This is a genomic window from Streptomyces bambusae (genome assembly GCF_020532645.1).
Taxonomy (GTDB): Bacteria; Actinomycetota; Actinomycetes; order Streptomycetales; family Streptomycetaceae; genus Streptomyces; species Streptomyces bambusae.
Genome location: NZ_JAJAUZ010000106.1, coordinates 1 through 16,920 on the forward strand (window position 1 = coordinate 1; position 16,920 = coordinate 16,920).

Below are 16,920 nucleotides of genomic sequence, written 5' to 3' on the forward strand. Positions count from 1 at the left end.
GGGGGGGGGGGGGGGGGGGGGGGGGGGCCCCCCCCCCCCACCACCCGGTGGAGCGCTTGCGGTGGAGCGGTGGAGCAGTGGAGCGGTGGACGGTCGGCCGGCCCGGTCAGGAGACCGAGAAGGTCACCACCGACTGGTAGGTGTCGGCGAACATGAACGCCGGCAGCTGGATCATGGCGCCGCCGCCGACGGCGAACTCGCCACCGGTCAGCTCGTCCCCGCCGGGAGCGGCGGAGGCGACCTTCAGCGGGGTGTCCGTGATGGCTCCGGGCGTGCCCGCGGTGCAGGCGCTCGGGCTGTCCGGGTTGGTGACGGTGCAGACCGGCTGGATGCCGAGCTGGGCTGTTGCCATCGCGTGCCCGGTGGTGGTGTTCAGGAACGGCGTACGGGTGACCGTGAGGTCCCAGCCGAGGGTGCCGCCGCGGAAGTCCTGGACGGTGGCCGCGTTGAACTGGCCCACCACGGACTGCTTCTTGCCGTTGATCGTGACCGCGCCGAAGTCCAGCGCGGGCAGCCCTCCGGTCGGGCCGAGCGTCAGCGGTCCGGCCAGCACCTCGATGTCCACCGGGTGCGGGACGCCGACGGCCGGCGGGATCCAGTTGAAGGCCTTCGCCGGCGGCACGGAGCCGTCGATGATGACCGCGTCGGCCTTCTTGGTGATGGTGATGTTGCAGGTCGCGACGCCCGCGGCGTCCGCGGAACCGGTGCCGGTGTCACCGGTCGCGGCACCCGACAGCAGCGCCTTGCAGGTCACCGGTCCGGCCGGGAAGTTGGCGCCGGTGGCGACGACCGCGGTGTCCGGCCCGCCGCTGTTGGGCGTCAGCTTCGTCGTGACCGGGTCCTTGGGCAGGGCCTCGACCTGGATCGAGCCGATGGACGCGCTCGGGCGCGGCTGCGGCACGCAGGTGGTGGTGAAGATGCTGCCGCTGAGGTCGGCGTCGGTGACCGCCTGGTCGAGCAGGAGGTTCACCCGGGTGCCCTCGGTGCCGTCCGGCACCGTGATGGTCCCGGAGAACGCCTTCGGGTCGAGCGGCACCCCGGCCACCACCGTCACCGTCTCCGGCGGGCTGACAACGGTCTGGGTGGTCGACCCGACCTTGAGCGTGATCTTGGTGGTGTTCACCGTGGTCACCGAGAAGCTCGGCACCAGCGGGCTGGCACCCGGGTCGATGGTGATCGGCACGACGTCGCCCGCTTTGGCCGTGTCCGGCAGCGTGATCGTGTAGTTCTGGTTGCCCGAGCCGTCGGGCTGCGGGGCCGGTGCGTCACACACCGAGAACACGGGGGTGGTCGTCGTCGCGGCCGCAGCCGTTCCCGCCAGACCCACCACGCCACCCGTCAGCGCCAGGGTCAGGGCCCCCGCCCCGGCGAGGATTCTTCGTCGGTAACTCGTACTCACTGGGTCGCGACTCCTTCGTCCTGACGAACCCCTCCCCCCACCCGATGTATGGGGGAGGCCGAGCCGGTGCGGTGGCCGATATTGACGCGTCACGCCGGTGAGAAGTCAATGAGCAGCTGTGCCGGGAAGCGCACAGAAATTGATGTCCCATCAGGCCGGGGTGTCCCTGCCGCCCTTTGGCCGGGACTTCCGGGGGAACCGGTTACGGCCGAAAACAGCCGTCCGTCGTGGTCGGGCGGCCGTCAGTCCGCCTGCGGCCCGGCCGCCACGGCCAGCGCCGCCGAGAAGCCCGGCGGGGCGGAGACGTCGGTGAGGACCCAGCCGGGCGTGTGTGCCGGGGCCGCGGCGGAACCCACGTACGGCTCGACGAGGCCGAAACCGAGCCCCGTGCCGGTGCCCTTGAGGTACGCCTCCTTGCGCGACCAGATCCGGGACAGCGCCGCGGGCTGCTCCGGCCCGGCCAGGGCGAGGAGTTCGGCGGTCTCGTCCGGGTGCAGCATCCGCAGCAGGTCGGCGACCACGGCCGGTCCGGGCACCCCCTCGACGTCCACCCCGACCGGCATCCCGGAGAAGGCGAGCAGGGCGATGTTCTCGCTGTGCGAGAGGGAGAAGTGCAGCCGGTCCGCGGGCCCGCCGCCGGGGCCGCCCGGGGCCAGGGCCGGCCGGCCGTGCGGACCGCCGCAGCAGGGGCACTCCTCGCGGATGAACTCCAGCCGCTCCGGGGCCACTCCCAGGTACCCGCCGAGCAGCACCCGCAGCGCCACGTGCGCCGCCAGGTACCGGTGCCGGTCGGTGGGGCGTACGAAACCTGCGGCGCGGGCCCGCTCCGCGTCGTCGAGCAGCGCATTGCCGACCGGGTGCCCGCCGACGGCCTGCCGGTCGGTGTCCAGGTGCCAGAGCGCCACGGCACCGCCGAGCGGCCGCTGCGCGGTGTCCGGCTTCCTTGCGTCCAGTTCGTACGTGCCCATCCGACGAGGGTAATGCGCGTCCTGCCAGGTCAGTCCGGCCGGTTGGGTGCTCGGCGCGATCCCGGCGGTCCGGGGCCCGGTCCCGGCCGCGGAAGCCTTGCTTCCGTGCCCGTCGGCTGATCGTTTCCGCCGCCGCGGCCCGCCCGTACGTTCTAGCCTGGCGCGATGGAGATAGCTGTCGATGACCTGTCGGGCCCCGAGATAGCCCGCTTCCTGGACGAGCACATCCGCGAGCTGCGGTCCGTCAGCCCGCCGGAGAGCAAGCACGCCCTCGACCTGCACGCGCTGCGGCGCTACGACGTCACCTTCTGGTCGGCCCGCGACGAGGACGGCACGCTGGTGGGCTGCGGCGCCCTCAAGTGGCTGGACGAGGAGCACGCCGAGATCAAGTCGATGCGCACGGCCGGCGGCCGCAAGCGGTCCGGGGTGGCCTCGTTCGTGCTGACGCACCTCATCGAGGAGGCCCGCCGGATGGGCTACCGGAGGCTGAGCCTGGAGACGGGCACGGCGGAGTTCTTCGCGCCGGCGCGGGCGCTGTACGAAAAGTTCGGGTTCGAGCCGTGCGAGCCCTTCGCGGACTACCGGACGGACCCGCTGAGCACGTTCATGACCCGGGGAATCTGAGGGCGCGGACCGCCGCCGGGCCCTCGCCGGGATTCAGCCGCACGGGGGACCGGCGGGCCGCGCCCGAGCGGAGGGTCCGTACCGCGCGGACGGAAGGACCGGGCCCCGTGCGGACGAAAGGATCAGGCACGGAAGGTGTGCCCCCGGCAGGACTCGAACCTGCGGCCAAGTGCTTAGAAGGCACCTGCTCTATCCACTGAGCTACGGGGGCCGGAAGGTGACCGTGAGCCGGGTCAAGGATAGGGCTCCCCTTGCCTGGTCCCGGCTGCTTCACCCGCGTGCCACGATGTGGAGGTTCGGTGAAGCGGTCCCGATAATCGCAGGCAGGTGCGATTCGCGCAGCGGTTTTGCGCCGCCGGGTGCCGGGTGTTGTGCAGTCGTTATGCCGTCGCCCCAGTAGTCCGTTGTGTCCCGCGTGTCTGTTCGGGGGTGGCGGTCGGCGCGCGCAGAGTCTATAAGCTTCAAAAAGGACACAAAATTGGGCATTCTTCGCATGTGGTGACCTTGGATGTTCGGCCTCAGCTGATCGATGCCCTCTCCGCCCTGCGCGACCGGGTCGCCTCCGTGCGTCTGCCGCTGCCCCTGCCCGGCGCCCCCCGCGCCCGCCAGACGAGAGCGGAGCTGCTCGCGCAGCTCGACGACTACCTCGTACCCCGGCTCAAGGCTCCCGAGGCCCCCCTGCTCGCCGTCATCGGCGGATCCACCGGCGCCGGGAAGTCCACCCTGGTCAACTCGCTCGTCGGACGCCAGGTCAGTGAGGCCGGGGTGCTCCGCCCCACCACCCGCGTCCCCGTCCTCGTCTGCCACCCCGACGACCACCACTGGTTCGCCGGCATGCGCGTGCTGCCCGACCTGATGCGCGTCTGGCTGCCGCACGGCGAGGCCGAATCCGCACGCGACGACGGCGAACCCGCGCCCGGCGACGGCGGACAGCGCGAACTGCGCATCGAGACCGTCGCCACCCTGCCCCGCGGCCTCGCCCTCCTCGACGCCCCCGACATCGACTCCCTCGTCGTCGAGAACCGCACCCTCGCCGCCGAACTCGTCTGCGCCGCCGACGTCTGGGTCATGGTCACGACCGCATCCCGCTACGCCGACGCCATCCCCTGGCACCTGCTGCGCACCGCCAAGCAGTACAAGGCCACCCTGATCACCGTCCTCGACCGGGTGCCCCACCAGGTCCTCACCGAGGTCTCCCACCAGTACGCCGCCCTGCTCACCCGCGCCGGGCTCGGCGAGGTGCCCCGCTTCACCGTCCCCGAACTGCCCGAGTCCACCGGCGGCGGCGGACTGCTGCCCGCCAGCGCCGTCGCCCCCCTCCAGGCCTGGCTCGCCCACCACGTCCAGGACCCCGCCGCCCGCCAGCAGGCCGTCGGCCGCACCGCCCTCGGCGTCCTCGACTCGCTCGGCAGCCGGATGCCCGAACTCGCCTCCGCCGTCGCCGCCCAGCACGCCGCCGCCGTCCGCCTCACCGCCGCCGTGGAGGACGCGTACCGGCGGGAGGGCACGCGGGTGCGGACCCGGCTCGACCAGGGCGCCGTACTCGCCGGCGACGCCCTCACCCGCTGGCGCGGCTACCCCCTCGACGCCACCGCCGACGAACTCCTCGACTCCCTCGCCGAAAGCCTCGCCGCACTCATCCAGTGCGCTGTCGCCGCCGCCGACGAGCGGATCGCCGAGGCCTGGCGCCGCGAACCCGCCGCCGGCGCCGTCCCGCTGCCCGTTCCCGACCGGGAGGCCGCCGAACGGATCGGGATGGCCGTACGGCGCTGGCGGCGGGTGCTCGAAGAACTCGCCGAGGAGGAAGTCGCCGGCAGCGACCAGCAGACCCCGCCCGACGCCGACGCCGTCGCCGCCCTGCTCGTGGCCGCCCTCCTCGGCGGCAAGCGGGCCCGCGCCGCCGGCGAACGGCTGGCCCGGCGGATCGGCGCCCAGAGCGCGCTGCGGCTGCGCGACCGCGGCAACGAGCTGGTCGGCAGCCACCTCGAACAGGTGCTCAAAGCCGAACGCGACCGCCGGCTCGCCCCCCTCGACGCCCTCGAAGTGACCCCGGAACCGCAGGCCGAACTGATCGCCGCGCTGTCCGTACTGCAGAAGGAGAGGTGACGCGGTGACCGCAGTGACCGACCAGCCGGAGCACAACCGTTCCCGCTGGGACGACGGGTTCATCGCCCGGCGGGCCGCCGAGGAGCCGGACGACCCCGACGGCCCCGAGGACGCCGACGACCACGCCCTGCTGCGCGCCGTCGCCGGCGCCGCCGCCCCGGCCCCGGCGCCCGCCGGCCCGCCGCCCAGCCCCGAAGCGCTCTCGCTGCGGGTCCGCCTCGACGCCTTCCGCCAGCTCGTCGGCCTCTCCCGCACCCGGCTCGACGGCAAGACCCTCGCCGAGGCCGGCCGGGTCCTCGACGAGGCCGCCGCCCGCCGCGGGCTCTCGCCCCGGCACACCGTCATCGCCATCGCCGGCGCCACCGGCAGCGGCAAGTCCACCCTCTTCAACGCCCTCGCCGAAGTGCAGATCTCGGACACCGGCCTGCGCCGTCCCACCACCTCCGCGCCGATCGCCTGCAGCTGGTCCGACGGCGCCGCGGGCCTCCTGGACCGGCTGGAGATCCCCGGCCGGCTGCGCCGCCGCCCGCGCGACGCCGGCAACACCGACGAGGCCATGCGCGGCCTCGTCCTCATCGACCTCCCCGACCACGACTCGGCCGTCGTCGCCCACCGCGAGCACGTGGACCGCGTCCTCGGCCTGGTCGACGCCGTCATCTGGGTGGTCGACCCGGAGAAGTACGCCGACGCCGTCCTGCACGAGCGCTACCTGCGGCCCCTCGCCGGCCACGCCGACGTCACCTTCGTCGTCCTCAACCAGATCGACCGGCTGCCCGCCGACGCCGCCGACCTCGTCCTCGACGACCTGCGCCGGCTCCTCGACGAGGACGGCATGGCCCTCGGCGAGCACGGCGAGCCCGGCGCCCTGGTCTTCGGCCTGTCCGCCCTCACCGGCGAAGGGGTCGGAGAGCTGCGCGAGGTCATCGGCCAGTTCACCCAGGAGCGGGGCGCGGCCACCCGTCGGCTGGCCGCCGACGTCGACCGCGCCGCGCTGCGCCTGCGGCCCCTGTACGTGGCGGACGGCGGCCGGCCCGAGATCGGGGAGGCCGCCCGCGCCGCGTTCGAGGACCGGCTCGCCGAGGCCGTCGGCGCCCACGCCGCCGGGCTCGCCGCCGAACGCGCCTGGCGGCGCAACGCCGGCAAGGCCTGCGGCACGCCGTGGCTGCGGCTGTGGCGCTGGTACGAGAACCGGCGCTCGCCGCATCGGATCGCCCAGCTGCTGGCCCGCGGCAGCGCCCCCGAAGCGCCGCCCGAAGAAGAGGTGACCGCCCGTCAGCGGGTCGAGCAGGCCGTGCGGACCGTGGCCGACGAAGCCGCCGCCGGGCTGCCCGAACCCTGGGCGCTCGCGGTCCGCGAGACCGCGGTGCGCGGCGCCGACCGGCTCCCGGAGATGCTCGACGAGCTGGCCGTGACGGCGGGCGCGCCGCCCGGGAAGCCGCCGCGGCCCGCCTGGTGGCCCGCCGCCGTGCTCGCCCAGGCCGCCATGACCCTCCTTCAGATCTACGGCGGGCTGTGGCTGGTGGGACAGATCGCGGGGGTGCTGGAGCCGGGGCTGCTGGTGCCGGTGCTGCTGATGGCGGCCGGGATCGTCGGCGGCCCGCTGGTCGAGTGGACCTGCTCGGTCGCGGCCCGCGGACCCGCCCGCCGGTACGGGCAGGAAGCCGAGAGCCGACTCCGGCAGGCGGCCGCCGGCTGCGGCCGGGCCAAGGTGCTGGAGCCCGTCGCGGCCGAACTCCTGCGGTACGGCGAGGTGCGCGAGCAGTACGCGACGGTGGCCAAGTTGTCCACAACCGGCGGGTAGTCCACAGGTCCGAGCGGGATCCGCGGGAGCGGTCCAGCATGGTGTGCGAGGGCTCGGCCGGGGCCCTCGTACACGAGGGGGCGACCGGCCGGCACCGCCGTGGGCGGACCGGCCGGCAGCCCCTCCCGAGGACGGAGTGGGGGCGAGGGGGATGAACGAAACCCTGGTGACGCTGGTGGGGCACGCCGCGACCCGGGTCGACTTCCGGGAGACGCCGACGGGGCCGGTCGCCCGGTTCCGGATCGCGGTCCGGGCGCGCTATCTGGACCGGCAGAAACAGGCCTGGGCCGACGGGCCCACCAGCTTCTACACCGTCTGGGCGAAACGCGCGCTGGCGTGCAACCTGGCCGGATCCGTATCGGTCGGCGAACCCCTCGTGGTCCACGGCCGTCTCCGGGTCCGCGACGAAGAGGCCGCGGAAGGCAGACGCCGGGTCTCCGCAGAGGTGGACGCGGTGACCGTCGGCCACGATCTGACACGGGGGACGGCCGCTTTCCGCCGGATGCCGAGGGGCGACGGGACGCTGACTGAAGCTCAGAAGGCGGCGGTGGTCTGAGTGTTCGAGAGCGCTAGGATTCCCCGGTACTCATGGGCACGTGGGTCTTTGGCCCGAAGGGGAAGACTGTGTCTGCTGCCGTTCCCGCGGTTCCTCCTGCTGTTCCTGCTCCCGCCCCCGGCGGCCCGGCCGCCGTGCACCCGCCTGCCGCGACCGTCCCCGCCGCGATTCCGCTTGCGGTCCTCGACCGCGCCGGGACCGGGGCGGCCACGCCCTCCGTCACGCCCGCCCGGACGCCTGCCGGCACCACCGCCCGGACGCCCGCCGGGGCCCGGCGGCCGCTGGCCGTGGCCCTGCTGGCGGCGGTCCTCGCCGCGCCCGCCGGCGCCGGCAGCGCCGCGGCCGTGGGCGCACCCGACCGGCAGGCCGGCACCAGCGCCGTCCTGGACGGGCTCACCACGGCCGGACAGGCGGTCCTCCGCGGCCCCGGCGGCCCCCAGCCCATCCCCGCCGGGCTGTACGAGATGCGGGTCGACGGCGGTGGCACCCTCCAGACCTACGGCCTGGGCATCAAGAGCCTCGCGCAGCGTGAGACCCGGTACACCGAGACCCCGTGGGCGGCCGGCCCGCTCGCCGGCAACAAGGACGCCGGCCGGATCCGCTGGATCCTGGAGCACTCCTACCCGCAGCGCAACGACCTCGCCGGGCTCGCCCGGGCCGCCGGTGCGGGCGGCCTCACCGCCGAGACCGCGGCCGCCGGCACCCAGGTCGCCATCTGGCGGATCTCCGACCGCGTCCCGGTGGAGGCGGCCGACCCCGCCGCCGAGAAGCTGGCCGACTACCTCCAGAAGGCCGCCCGGAAGGCCGCCGAGCCGCCCGCCTCCCTGAGCCTGGAGCCCGGCTCGGTTGCCGGGAAGGCCGGCAGCCTCATCGGACCCGTCACCGTGCACACCCGCGCACAGAGCGTCACCGTCACCCCCGACGCGGCGGCCGTCGCACACGGGGTGCGGATCGTCGACAAGCTCGGCGACCCGCTGACCTCGGCCCGCAACGGCACCCGGCTGTGGTTCGTGGTGCCCGCGGGCACCACCGACGGGACGGCCTCCGTGACCGTGCAGGGCGCCACCGGCGTGCCCGTCGGCCGGGTGCTCACCGGCGGGGCGGCCGACCAGGCGCAGGTCGTGGCCGGGTCCAGCGAGTCCGTCACCGCCGCCACCGCCACCGCGGTGTGGGCGCAGGCCCCGGCGACCGTACCGTCCGCGGCCGCTAGCGCCACGGCGCTCACGGCGCCCGGCGCGCTCGCACCGCAGCTCGGCCCGGCCGGCGACCGGGAGGCTCCCGGCACCTCGGACGACGAGCGGCTGGCGGCGAGCGGCAGCTCCGGCGCCACCCCCGTCATCGCCGCCCTGGCCGTGGGCCTGGTGGTCCTCGGTGCCGGCGTCGTCCTGGCCCTGCGCAAGCGGCCCACGGAGGGCCCGGGCCGGTAGGAACCGCCGCCCCCGGGGGCGATCCGCACCGCCCGGTGATCAAGGGGCCCGGCCCTTCGGGTTTCCGCCGGGGGATCGACGTACGGCAAGATGGGGTGTATCTGCCCACCCATCGATCTGCCGGACGGTTTCTCTTGGCTGAGTACATCTACACCATGCGCAAGACGCGCAAGGCGCACGGTGACAAGGTGATCCTCGACGACGTCTTCCTGAACTTCCTGCCGGGAGCGAAGATCGGCGTCGTCGGCCCGAACGGCGCCGGTAAGTCCACCGTCCTGAAGATCATGGCGGGCATCGAGCAGCCGTCCAACGGTGACGCGTTCCTGGCGCCCGGCTACTCCGTCGGCATCCTCATGCAGGAGCCGAAGCTCGACGAGTCCAAGACCGTCCTGCAGAACGTCCAGGACGGCGTTGCCGAGATCAAGGGCAAGCTCGACCGGTTCAACGCCATCGCCGAGGAGATGGCCACGAACTACACGGACGAGCTCATGGAGGAGATGGGCAAGCTCCAGGAGGACCTGGACCACGCCAACGCCTGGGACCTCGACGCCCAGCTGGAGCAGGCCATGGACGCGCTGGGCTGCCCGCCCGCCGACTGGCCGGTCACCACCCTCTCCGGTGGTGAGAAGCGCCGCGTCGCCCTCTGCAAGCTCCTGCTGGAGGCCCCCGACCTGCTGCTCCTCGACGAGCCCACCAACCACCTCGACGCCGAGTCGGTGAACTGGCTGGAGCAGCACCTCGCCCAGTACAAGGGCGCCGTCGTGGCCGTCACCCACGACCGCTACTTCCTCGACAACGTGGCCGAGTGGATCCTGGAGCTCGACCGCGGCCGCGCCCACCCGTACGAGGGCAACTACTCCACCTACCTGGAGAAGAAGGCCGAGCGCCTCAAGGTCGAGGGCAAGAAGGACGAGAAGCGCCAGAAGCGCCTCAAGGAAGAGCTGGAGTGGGTCCGCTCCAACGCCAAGGGCCGCCAGGCCAAGTCCAAGGCCCGTCTCGCCCGCTACGAGGAGATGGCGGCCGAGGCCGAGAAGATGCGGAAGCTGGACTTCGAGGAGATCCAGATCCCGCCGGGCCCCCGCCTGGGCTCCATCGTGGTCGAGGTCAGCAACCTCTCCAAGGCCTTCGGTGACAAGGTCCTCATCGACGACCTGTCCTTCACCCTGCCGCGCAACGGCATCGTCGGCATCATCGGTCCGAACGGTGCGGGCAAGACCACGCTGTTCAAGATGATCCAGGGCCTGGAGAAGCCGGACGCCGGCGACATCAAGGTCGGCGAGACCGTCAAGATCTCGTACGTCGACCAGGGCCGCGCCAACATCGACCCCAAGAAGACCCTCTGGGCGGTCGTGTCGGACGAGCTGGACTACATCAACGTCGGCCAGGTCGAGATGCCGTCCCGCGCCTACGTCTCCGCGTTCGGCTTCAAGGGCCCGGACCAGCAGAAGCCGGCCGGCGTGCTCTCCGGCGGTGAGCGCAACCGCCTGAACCTCGCGCTCACCCTCAAGCAGGGCGGCAACCTGCTGCTCCTCGACGAGCCGACCAACGACCTCGACGTCGAGACCCTGTCCTCCCTGGAGAACGCGCTCCTCGACTTCCCCGGCTGCGCCGTGGTCGTCTCCCACGACCGCTGGTTCCTGGACCGAGTCGCCACGCACATCCTGGCGTACGAGGGCGAGTCGAAGTGGTTCTGGTTCGAGGGCAACTTCGAGTCGTACGAGAAGAACAAGATCGAGCGGCTCGGCCCGGACGCCACCCGTCCGCACCGCGCCACCTACAAGAAGCTGACACGAGGCTGATCATGGCCCGCCACATCTACCGGTGCCCGTTGCGCTGGTCGGACATGGACGCCTTCGGGCACGTCAACAACGTCGTCTTCCTCCGCTACCTGGAGGAGGCGCGCATCGACTTCATGTTCCGGCTGGCGCCGGGCAACGGCTCGCAGTCGTTCCAGGGCGGGTCCGTCGTGGCCCGGCACGAGATCGACTACAAGCGGCCGCTGGTGCACCGGCACGAGCCGGTCACCATCGAGTCCTGGGTGACGAAGATAGGCGCGGCCTCCCTGACCATCGCCTACGAGGTCAAGGACGAGGACACGGTGTACGTCAGCGCGTCCACCGTCGTCGTCCCCTTCGACCTGGAATCCCAGCGTCCGCGCCGGATCACCGCGGAGGAGCGCATGTTCCTCCAGGAATACGTGGACGACTCGGCCACCTCGGTGCGGGCGGCATGACCGACCTGCTGCGCTTCGCCGATGCCGGGGAGGCGGCGGACCTCGCCGCCTTCCTGGGCCGGCTGGTGCACTACGACCGCGCGGCCGCCGTCCGCCTCCAGGCGGGCGGGGGTGCGCTCGCGGTCTTCGGGCGCCCGCCCTCGTTCGAGGTGCTCGCCATCCGCACGGCCCGGCTCGCCGAGCCCGCGCGGCTGGACCTGACCGTCTCCGCCGGCGAACTGCTGGAGGGCGTCGACGAGGCTGCGGGCACCGCCCCGGTGCCCGCCGCCGTCACCGGCCCGCCGTGGGCCGGTGTGCTGCCGCCCCGCGGCGGCTGGCAGCAGGTGCCCGGGCTGCCCGGCGCCGACGCGATGCGGACCGCGGTCGCCGCGGCCGTCGCCGAGTTCCGCTCCCGGGACGAGGCACTCGCCGACGCGCAGCGCACCCGGGCCGAACGCGACCGGATCGGCCGTGAGATCTGGTCCCGCACCCTGGGCGACACCGAGCTCCCGCTGCGCGCCGTGCACGCCGCGCAGTCCCTCGGCTTCCTGCGGCCCGTCCGCACCGGCGTGCCCGCCGGACCGGCCATGGCGGCCGCCGCACCCGAGCCGGTGGCGCTGCTCACCGCGGGGTCGTGGCTCCGCCTGCGCACCCCGTACGGCTCCGTCGCCACCCGGCGGCCCGGCGGCGGGCTCGGCGCACTCCAGGTCCGCCCGGTCTGACCGGACTCCCCGGTCGGACCGCGCGGCACCCGACACCCCGGGCTCAGCCCGGGGTGTTCATCATCGACGCGGCCGCGTACGTCAGGTACCGCCACAGCTGCTGCTCGTGCTCCTCGGAGAGCCCCAGCTCGTCCACCGCGTCGCGCATGTGGGCCAGCCACGCGTCGTGCGCCGCCCGGTCCACCGTGAACGGCGCGTGCCGCATGCGCAGCCGCGGGTGCCCGCGGTTCTCGCTGTACGTGGTCGGGCCGCCCCAGTACTGCATGAGGAACAGCGCGAACCGCTCCTCGGCCGGGCCGAGGTCCTCCTCCGGGTACATCGGGCGCAGCAGCGGGTCCCCGGCGACGCCCTGGTAGAAGCGCCGGACCAGACGCCGGAAGGTCTCCTCGCCGCCCACCTGCTCGTAGAAGGTCTGCTCCAAGGCCGTGCCCTGCGGATTCTCATTCACCCGACCATCGTCTCAGACACCCGGACGGAGTACTCCGGTCCTAGGACCCCCGGTGCCCCTGTTCCGGCCGGGTGTGCCCCGGGCCTGCGTTCGCCTTCGGCGCGCCCGCGCGTGACAGTGGTCGTATGGGCGTACGGAACGCACCCGCGGCCGGGGCGCGGGACCTGAGGGCCACCGCCCACGCCGCGCAGGTGCGGGAGCTGACCGCCGCCGGGGTGCTGGCGGACCCCGCCTGGCGGGACGCGTTCGCCGCCGTGCCCCGGCACCTGTTCGTCCCGTACTTCTTCGAGAGCCGCGGGGCCGGCCACGAGCGGCTGTGGGGCGAGGACCCCGACCCGGCCCGGCAGGCCCGCTGGCTGCGCGGCGTGTACACGGACGCCCCGCTGGCCACCAGGGTGCGCGACGGCGAGCTGGTCTCCTCCAGCAGCCAGCCGTCCCTGATGGCGAAGATGCTCGACGCCCTCGACGTCCACGACGGGCAGGCCGTCCTGGAGATCGGCACCGGAACCGGCTACAACGCGGCGCTGCTCTGCCACCGGCTCGGCGACCGGCTGGTCACCACGGTCGACCTGGAGGAGGAGATCACCGAGACCGCCCGGGCGCACCTGGCGCTGCTGGACCGGCACCCGGCCGTGATCACCGGAGACGGCGCCCGCGGCTGCCCGGCCCGGGCCCCCTTCGACCGGATCATCGCCACCTGCACCCTGCCGCTGGTTCCGTACGACTGGCTGGGCCAGTGCCGGCCCGGGGCGCGGATCCTGGCCCCGGTGGCCACCGGGCTGATCGCGCTGCGGGTGCGGGACGCCGCCTTCGCCGAGGGCCGCTTCCTGCACACGCCGGCGTACTTCGTGCCGCTGCGCGGCGGCGCCCGGGTGCACCACGGCTCCCACCCGGTGGGCGGGATGCCGTACGAGGTGCTGGAGAACGAGCGCTTCCAGTTCATGCTGGCACTCACCGGCGGCGCGCTCGGGGCGCGCGAGGCGCTGGACCTGTGGCGGCACGAGGGGCGGCCGGGCCGGGAGCGGTTCGGGGTGACCGTGGACGCCGAGGGCCAGTGGGCCTGGCTCGACGACCCCCGCGGGCCGTACGCCTGGCCGCTGGGGGAGCACGCCGGGGCCGGCTGAACCGGCCCGGGCGCCCCCGGCGTACGTGGTGCGGAAGGTCAGCCGCGGCGGACGGTGATGGTGGTCCAGGCGCCGACGTGCACCCGGTCCCCGTCCGCGAGCGGCACCGGGACGTACGGCTGGATGGGCTCCTCGCCGCCGTTGATCGTGGTGCCGTTGGTGGAGTTCTGGTCCACGACCGCCCAGCTGCCGTCCGGCTGCTGGACCAGCACGGCGTGCTGGTGGGAGACGCCCGGGTCCTCCGGCGGCACCGACAGGTCGATCGACGGGGCCTCGCCGGTGGTGACCCGGCGGCGGCCGATGGTGATCTGGCCGCCGGTCAGCGGCAGGTGCTGCTCGGGTGCGTAGGCGGGCAGGTTGAGCCCGGCGGCCTCGGGGCCGCTGCGCCGCATCATCGCCATGAAGTAGCTGCGGTCCGGGCCGATCGTCGCCGACCAGCTGCCGCCTTGCGCCGGGCCCTGGCCGGGGAAGGCCGCGCCCTGCCCGGGGTGGCCGCCCTGGAACGGGCCGCCGTGCGGGCCGGGCTGGCCCGGGTGCTGTGCGAAGGGCTGCTGGCCGCCCTGCCGGCCCGGCGGCGGGAGCATCCAGTCGTCCCCGCCGGTCTGCTGCGGGGCGGGCTGCGGCGGGCGCTGCTGCTGGTGCGGGGGCGGCGGTGCGGGCTGCTCGAAACCGGGCAGCGGCGGGAGCACCGGCGCGTTCGGGTGCAGGCCCGGCGGGCGCTGGCCGGCGACGCCCTCGGGGGCCAGCGGCTCGGCGCCCCGGTTGACCTGCGAGGGCCGCGAGCCCTGGTACTCGTACGGGTCCTGCGGGCGCTGCGGCTGCCCCTGCGGGAAGCCGGGCGGCACGTTCATGCCGGGCGCGCCGTGCGGGCCGCCGGGCGCGTGGCCGGGGCCGCCCGGGTGGCCGCCGGGGCCCTGCGGGTGGCCGGGCGAGCCGAGCGGCGGAGCCACCGGGTTGTAGGGGGTGGCCTGGCGGGTGAGGAAGTTGTACCGGCACTCCTCGCAGAACGGGGCCATGGCCTCGCGCGGGGTGCGGCACTGCGGGCAGAGCTCGGCCTGTGCGGTGGCGTCGCCCCCGGGCGGGGGGAAGCCGTACCCGCCGCCGCCGTAGGACGGCGGCGGGGGAGGCGTGGTGCCGGGCATGCCCGGTCCCGCCATGCGGATGCCGCAGACCTCGCACCAGTCGTCGGAGACCGATGGGTGTCCGTTCGGGCAGGTCGGCATGTCGGCCCTTCCCCCTCTCCCTGTGGGGCCCCCGTCGGGCCGCAATTCAGGACTTCTTCACTCGAACGGTCTTCGTCGAACGCGTTTCGAGAGTCATCTCGTCCGCATCCGTAACCTTCGCCTTCAGCCGCACAGTACCTGCCGCGGCGTCGACGACGTCGACCACCTTTGCGAGCAGTTTCGCAGTGTCCTCGTTCCCCGATGCACTCGCCAGCTGAACGGCGCGGCCCAGCTTGGCCGTCGCTCCGTCGAAATCTCCCGATTTGCGGGCTTCCAGCCCTTCCTGGATGGCATCGGCCAGCTCTGCCTGCCCTGTGTAATGCGCCACTTGCGGGTTGATCGCGGTGGATTCGGCCGCGTCGTTGGTCCACACCGCGCGGATCAGGCCGTGGGACAGCACGGTGGCGGTCCCGCCCGCCGGATCGGGCTGCACCAGGGAGGCGCGGGCGGCCAGCATCTCCTGGCCGAGGCCGGCCGGCGCCACCCGCACGCCGACGTGGTAGTCGCGGGACTCGTCGCCCCAGGAGCCGGTCGGGTAGTCCCCGGCCCGCGGTCCGGCCTCGGCGCGGCGGTCCGACAGGTCCACCACCGCGGGGGCGACCTGCTTGACGAACAGCACCTCCGCCCCGACCGGGGTCCACAGCCGCAGCGCGACGTCCGCGACCTCCTTGCCCATGGCCTGCTCCATCATCCGCGTGAAGTCCGCGGCGAGGCCCGCCGGCTCCGGGACGATGTCGGCCGAGCCGAGCAGGGCGGACGCGATCCCGGTGACCTCCTTGACCTCCCAGTCGTAGCCGACCCCGCGGGCGTCGCAGGTGAAGCGGCCCTCACAGGCGGCCAGGGCGGCGGCCAGCGCCTCGGGGGACTCGTGCTCGTTGCGGCCGTCGGTCAGCAGGATGCCGTGCCGGATGGCCGCCGGGGTGCCCGCGAACAGCCGCTCGGCCAGCCGCAGCCAGGTGCCGATCGCGGTGCCGCCGCCCGCGGCCAGCCGGCGCAGGGCGGACTTGGCCTCCTCGCGGGTCCGGGCGTCGGCGACGGCCAGCCGGCCCCCGCCCGGGTAGACGTCCTTCGCCTCGTGGGTGCCCGCGACCACGGCGAACGCCGTCCCGTCGCGCAGCGCGTCCACGGCCGCGGCGGTCGCCTCCCGGGCGCTGCGCATCTTCTCGGGCGGGTACTCCATGGAGCCCGAGCAGTCGACCATGAGGACGACCGCGGACCCGGGCCCGGCCTGGCTGCGCGGAGCCAGCCTGGCACCGCCGGAGGACTGCACGGTGACGATGGCGCTGACGTCCCGGCCGCCCTCGGGCAGATAGGCGTTCTGGTACACCTCCACAGCGAAGCGCGGTGCCGTGGGCTTGGCGAAATTGGCCATTCGTGCGGCTCCTTGGAGAACGTCGGTGGTGCGCCTCAGGGCCGGGGCGGCCCGGGGAACGGCAGCACGGCAACGGTCACGTTGTCGTGGCCGCCGCCGTCCAGGGCGTGCCCGACCAGCACCCGGGCGCTGTGCAGGGGGCGGTCGGCGGCGTCGGCGGGCAGGATCCGCGCCATCTCCGTGGCGGACTCGGCGTAGTTCCACAGACCGTCCGTGCAGACGATCACCACGCCCGGCCGGTCCGGTTTGAAGGCGGCGGTGTGCGGTTCGAGCTCGTACGCGTCGGCGCCGAGCCAGCCGGTGATGGCGTGCGCGCGGGAGTCGGAGTACGCCTCCTCCTCGCCCATCAGGCCCGCGGCCACCATCTGGGCGGCCCAGGAATCGTCCTCGGTGAGCCGGGCGCACGGGGCGCCGCGGTCGTCGGGGACCCAGTACGCGCGGCTGTCGCCGACCCAGCCGATGACCAGGACCCCGCCCATGGACACGGCGCCCACCAGGGTGCAGGCGGGCGCGTTCTGGTGGCCCGGGACCTCCGGGGCCAGCGCGTTCACGGCGGCGCCGGCCGTCATGATCGCGTCGTGCATGGCCTGCTGCGGGTGGGTGCCGCGGGGCAGGGCCGTCAGCAGCGACTCGCCGGCCGCGGCGGCCGCGGCGGCGGAGGCGTCGTCGGGGCGGCTGGCCGAGGACACGCCGTCGCAGACCACGGCCACGGTGGCGGTGGAGCCGTCCGGCAGGCTGGTCGCGGCCACCGTGAACGAGTCCTCGTTGCGGTGGTGCCGCAGCCCGCGGTCGCTGACCGCGGCCACGCTGCCCAGCTCCTCCTCCATGTGGTCCCGCTCCCGCGGCTGGGCGTGCCCGCAGTGCTCGCAGTACCCGTCGGTGTCCACCCGGCCGGCCCGGCAGGCCACGCAGGTCCGGCCGCCGGCGGCCGCGGGCGG

15 protein-coding genes and 1 tRNA gene are annotated in these 16,920 nt (G+C 74.2%); 9 read left to right on the top strand and 7 right to left on the bottom strand.

What is annotated here, in order from left to right; all coding sequences use genetic code 11:
• Positions 1-106: 106 nt before the first annotated feature.
• Positions 107-1,399 carry a WxL domain-containing protein gene (locus LG634_RS36535; RefSeq protein WP_226740727.1) on the bottom strand — a complete coding sequence of 431 codons (1,293 nt, stop codon included), beginning with the start codon at positions 1,397-1,399 and terminating at the stop codon, positions 107-109.
• A 242-nt stretch (positions 1,400-1,641) separates the two neighbouring features.
• A complete protein-coding gene (locus LG634_RS36540; RefSeq protein WP_226740729.1) occupies positions 1,642-2,367 on the bottom strand; it encodes a 4'-phosphopantetheinyl transferase family protein in 726 nt (241 codons plus the stop codon).
• A gap of 165 nt (positions 2,368-2,532) precedes the next feature.
• Here LG634_RS36540 and LG634_RS36545 point away from each other — a divergent pair, with 165 nt between their 5' ends.
• On the top strand, positions 2,533-2,991 hold the full coding sequence (locus LG634_RS36545; RefSeq protein ID WP_226740730.1) for a GNAT family N-acetyltransferase: 459 nt from the start codon (positions 2,533-2,535) through the stop codon (positions 2,989-2,991).
• Between the two features lie 138 nt (positions 2,992-3,129).
• Here the strand turns inward: LG634_RS36545 and LG634_RS36550 are convergent.
• Positions 3,130-3,202, bottom strand: a tRNA-Arg gene (locus tag LG634_RS36550).
• A 293-nt stretch (positions 3,203-3,495) separates the two neighbouring features.
• Between LG634_RS36550 and LG634_RS36555 the strand changes: the two genes are divergently transcribed.
• From LG634_RS36555 to LG634_RS36585, 7 genes are all read left to right on the top strand, one after another.
• On the top strand, positions 3,496-5,097 hold the full coding sequence (locus LG634_RS36555) for a dynamin family protein (RefSeq protein ID WP_226740732.1): 1,602 nt from the start codon (positions 3,496-3,498) through the stop codon (positions 5,095-5,097).
• Positions 5,098-5,101: 4 nt separating this feature from the next.
• Positions 5,102-6,898, top strand: coding sequence for a GTPase (locus LG634_RS36560; RefSeq protein ID WP_226740733.1), 1,797 nt, complete (start codon positions 5,102-5,104; stop codon positions 6,896-6,898).
• A 151-nt stretch (positions 6,899-7,049) separates the two neighbouring features.
• Positions 7,050-7,454, top strand: coding sequence for a single-stranded DNA-binding protein (locus tag LG634_RS36565; RefSeq protein ID WP_226740735.1), 405 nt, complete (start codon positions 7,050-7,052; stop codon positions 7,452-7,454).
• Between the two features lie 68 nt (positions 7,455-7,522).
• A complete protein-coding gene (locus tag LG634_RS36570) occupies positions 7,523-8,881 on the top strand; it encodes a thioester domain-containing protein (protein ID WP_226740736.1) in 1,359 nt (452 codons plus the stop codon).
• A gap of 134 nt (positions 8,882-9,015) precedes the next feature.
• Complete coding sequence (gene ettA / locus LG634_RS36575) at positions 9,016-10,680, top strand: energy-dependent translational throttle protein EttA (RefSeq protein ID WP_226740737.1); 1,665 nt, start codon at positions 9,016-9,018, stop codon at positions 10,678-10,680.
• A gap of 2 nt (positions 10,681-10,682) precedes the next feature.
• A complete protein-coding gene (locus LG634_RS36580; protein WP_226740739.1) occupies positions 10,683-11,114 on the top strand; it encodes an acyl-CoA thioesterase in 432 nt (143 codons plus the stop codon).
• Positions 11,111-11,815 (top strand): DUF8010 domain-containing protein, encoded by a 705-nt coding sequence (locus tag LG634_RS36585; protein WP_226740741.1) that lies wholly within the window; start codon positions 11,111-11,113, stop codon positions 11,813-11,815. Before LG634_RS36580 ends, LG634_RS36585 begins: the two co-directional genes overlap by 4 nt.
• A gap of 43 nt (positions 11,816-11,858) precedes the next feature.
• Here the strand turns inward: LG634_RS36585 and LG634_RS36590 are convergent, their stop codons facing one another.
• Positions 11,859-12,263, bottom strand: coding sequence for a globin (locus LG634_RS36590; RefSeq protein ID WP_308072756.1), 405 nt, complete (start codon positions 12,261-12,263; stop codon positions 11,859-11,861).
• Positions 12,264-12,388: 125 nt separating this feature from the next.
• Between LG634_RS36590 and LG634_RS36595 the strand changes: the two genes are divergently transcribed.
• Positions 12,389-13,387 carry a methyltransferase domain-containing protein gene (locus LG634_RS36595; RefSeq protein WP_226740742.1) on the top strand — a complete coding sequence of 333 codons (999 nt, stop codon included), beginning with the start codon at positions 12,389-12,391 and terminating at the stop codon, positions 13,385-13,387.
• Between the two features lie 38 nt (positions 13,388-13,425).
• On the opposite strand, the gene LG634_RS36600 is transcribed toward LG634_RS36595, so the two are convergent.
• The 3 genes from LG634_RS36600 to LG634_RS36610 all read right to left on the bottom strand — a co-directional run.
• Entirely contained in the window at positions 13,426-14,610 is a 1,185-nt protein-coding gene (locus LG634_RS36600; protein ID WP_226740744.1) for an FHA domain-containing protein, read from the bottom strand.
• Positions 14,611-14,656: 46 nt separating this feature from the next.
• Positions 14,657-15,982, bottom strand: a complete 1,326-nt coding sequence (locus LG634_RS36605; RefSeq protein WP_226740746.1) for a vWA domain-containing protein — start codon at positions 15,980-15,982, stop codon at positions 14,657-14,659.
• 35 nt (positions 15,983-16,017) lie between these two features.
• Positions 16,018-16,920: PP2C family protein-serine/threonine phosphatase (locus LG634_RS36610; RefSeq protein WP_226740748.1), on the bottom strand; the 903-nt coding region annotated here is incomplete at its 5' end.

Excerpts from the sequence above, each read along its gene's own strand:
- LG634_RS36540 (WP_226740729.1), bottom strand. The coding sequence starts at position 2,367 with ATGGGCACGTACGAACTGGACGCAAGGAAGCCGGACACCGCGCAGCGG.
- LG634_RS36545 (WP_226740730.1), top strand. The coding sequence starts at position 2,533 with ATGGAGATAGCTGTCGATGACCTGTCGGGCCCCGAGATAGCCCGCTTC.
- LG634_RS36565 (WP_226740735.1), top strand. The coding sequence starts at position 7,050 with ATGAACGAAACCCTGGTGACGCTGGTGGGGCACGCCGCGACCCGGGTC.
- LG634_RS36580 (WP_226740739.1), top strand. The coding sequence starts at position 10,683 with ATGGCCCGCCACATCTACCGGTGCCCGTTGCGCTGGTCGGACATGGAC.
- LG634_RS36585 (WP_226740741.1), top strand. The coding sequence starts at position 11,111 with ATGACCGACCTGCTGCGCTTCGCCGATGCCGGGGAGGCGGCGGACCTC.
- LG634_RS36595 (WP_226740742.1), top strand. The coding sequence starts at position 12,389 with ATGGGCGTACGGAACGCACCCGCGGCCGGGGCGCGGGACCTGAGGGCC.
- LG634_RS36600 (WP_226740744.1), bottom strand. The coding sequence starts at position 14,610 with ATGCCGACCTGCCCGAACGGACACCCATCGGTCTCCGACGACTGGTGC.
- LG634_RS36605 (WP_226740746.1), bottom strand. The coding sequence starts at position 15,982 with ATGGCCAATTTCGCCAAGCCCACGGCACCGCGCTTCGCTGTGGAGGTG.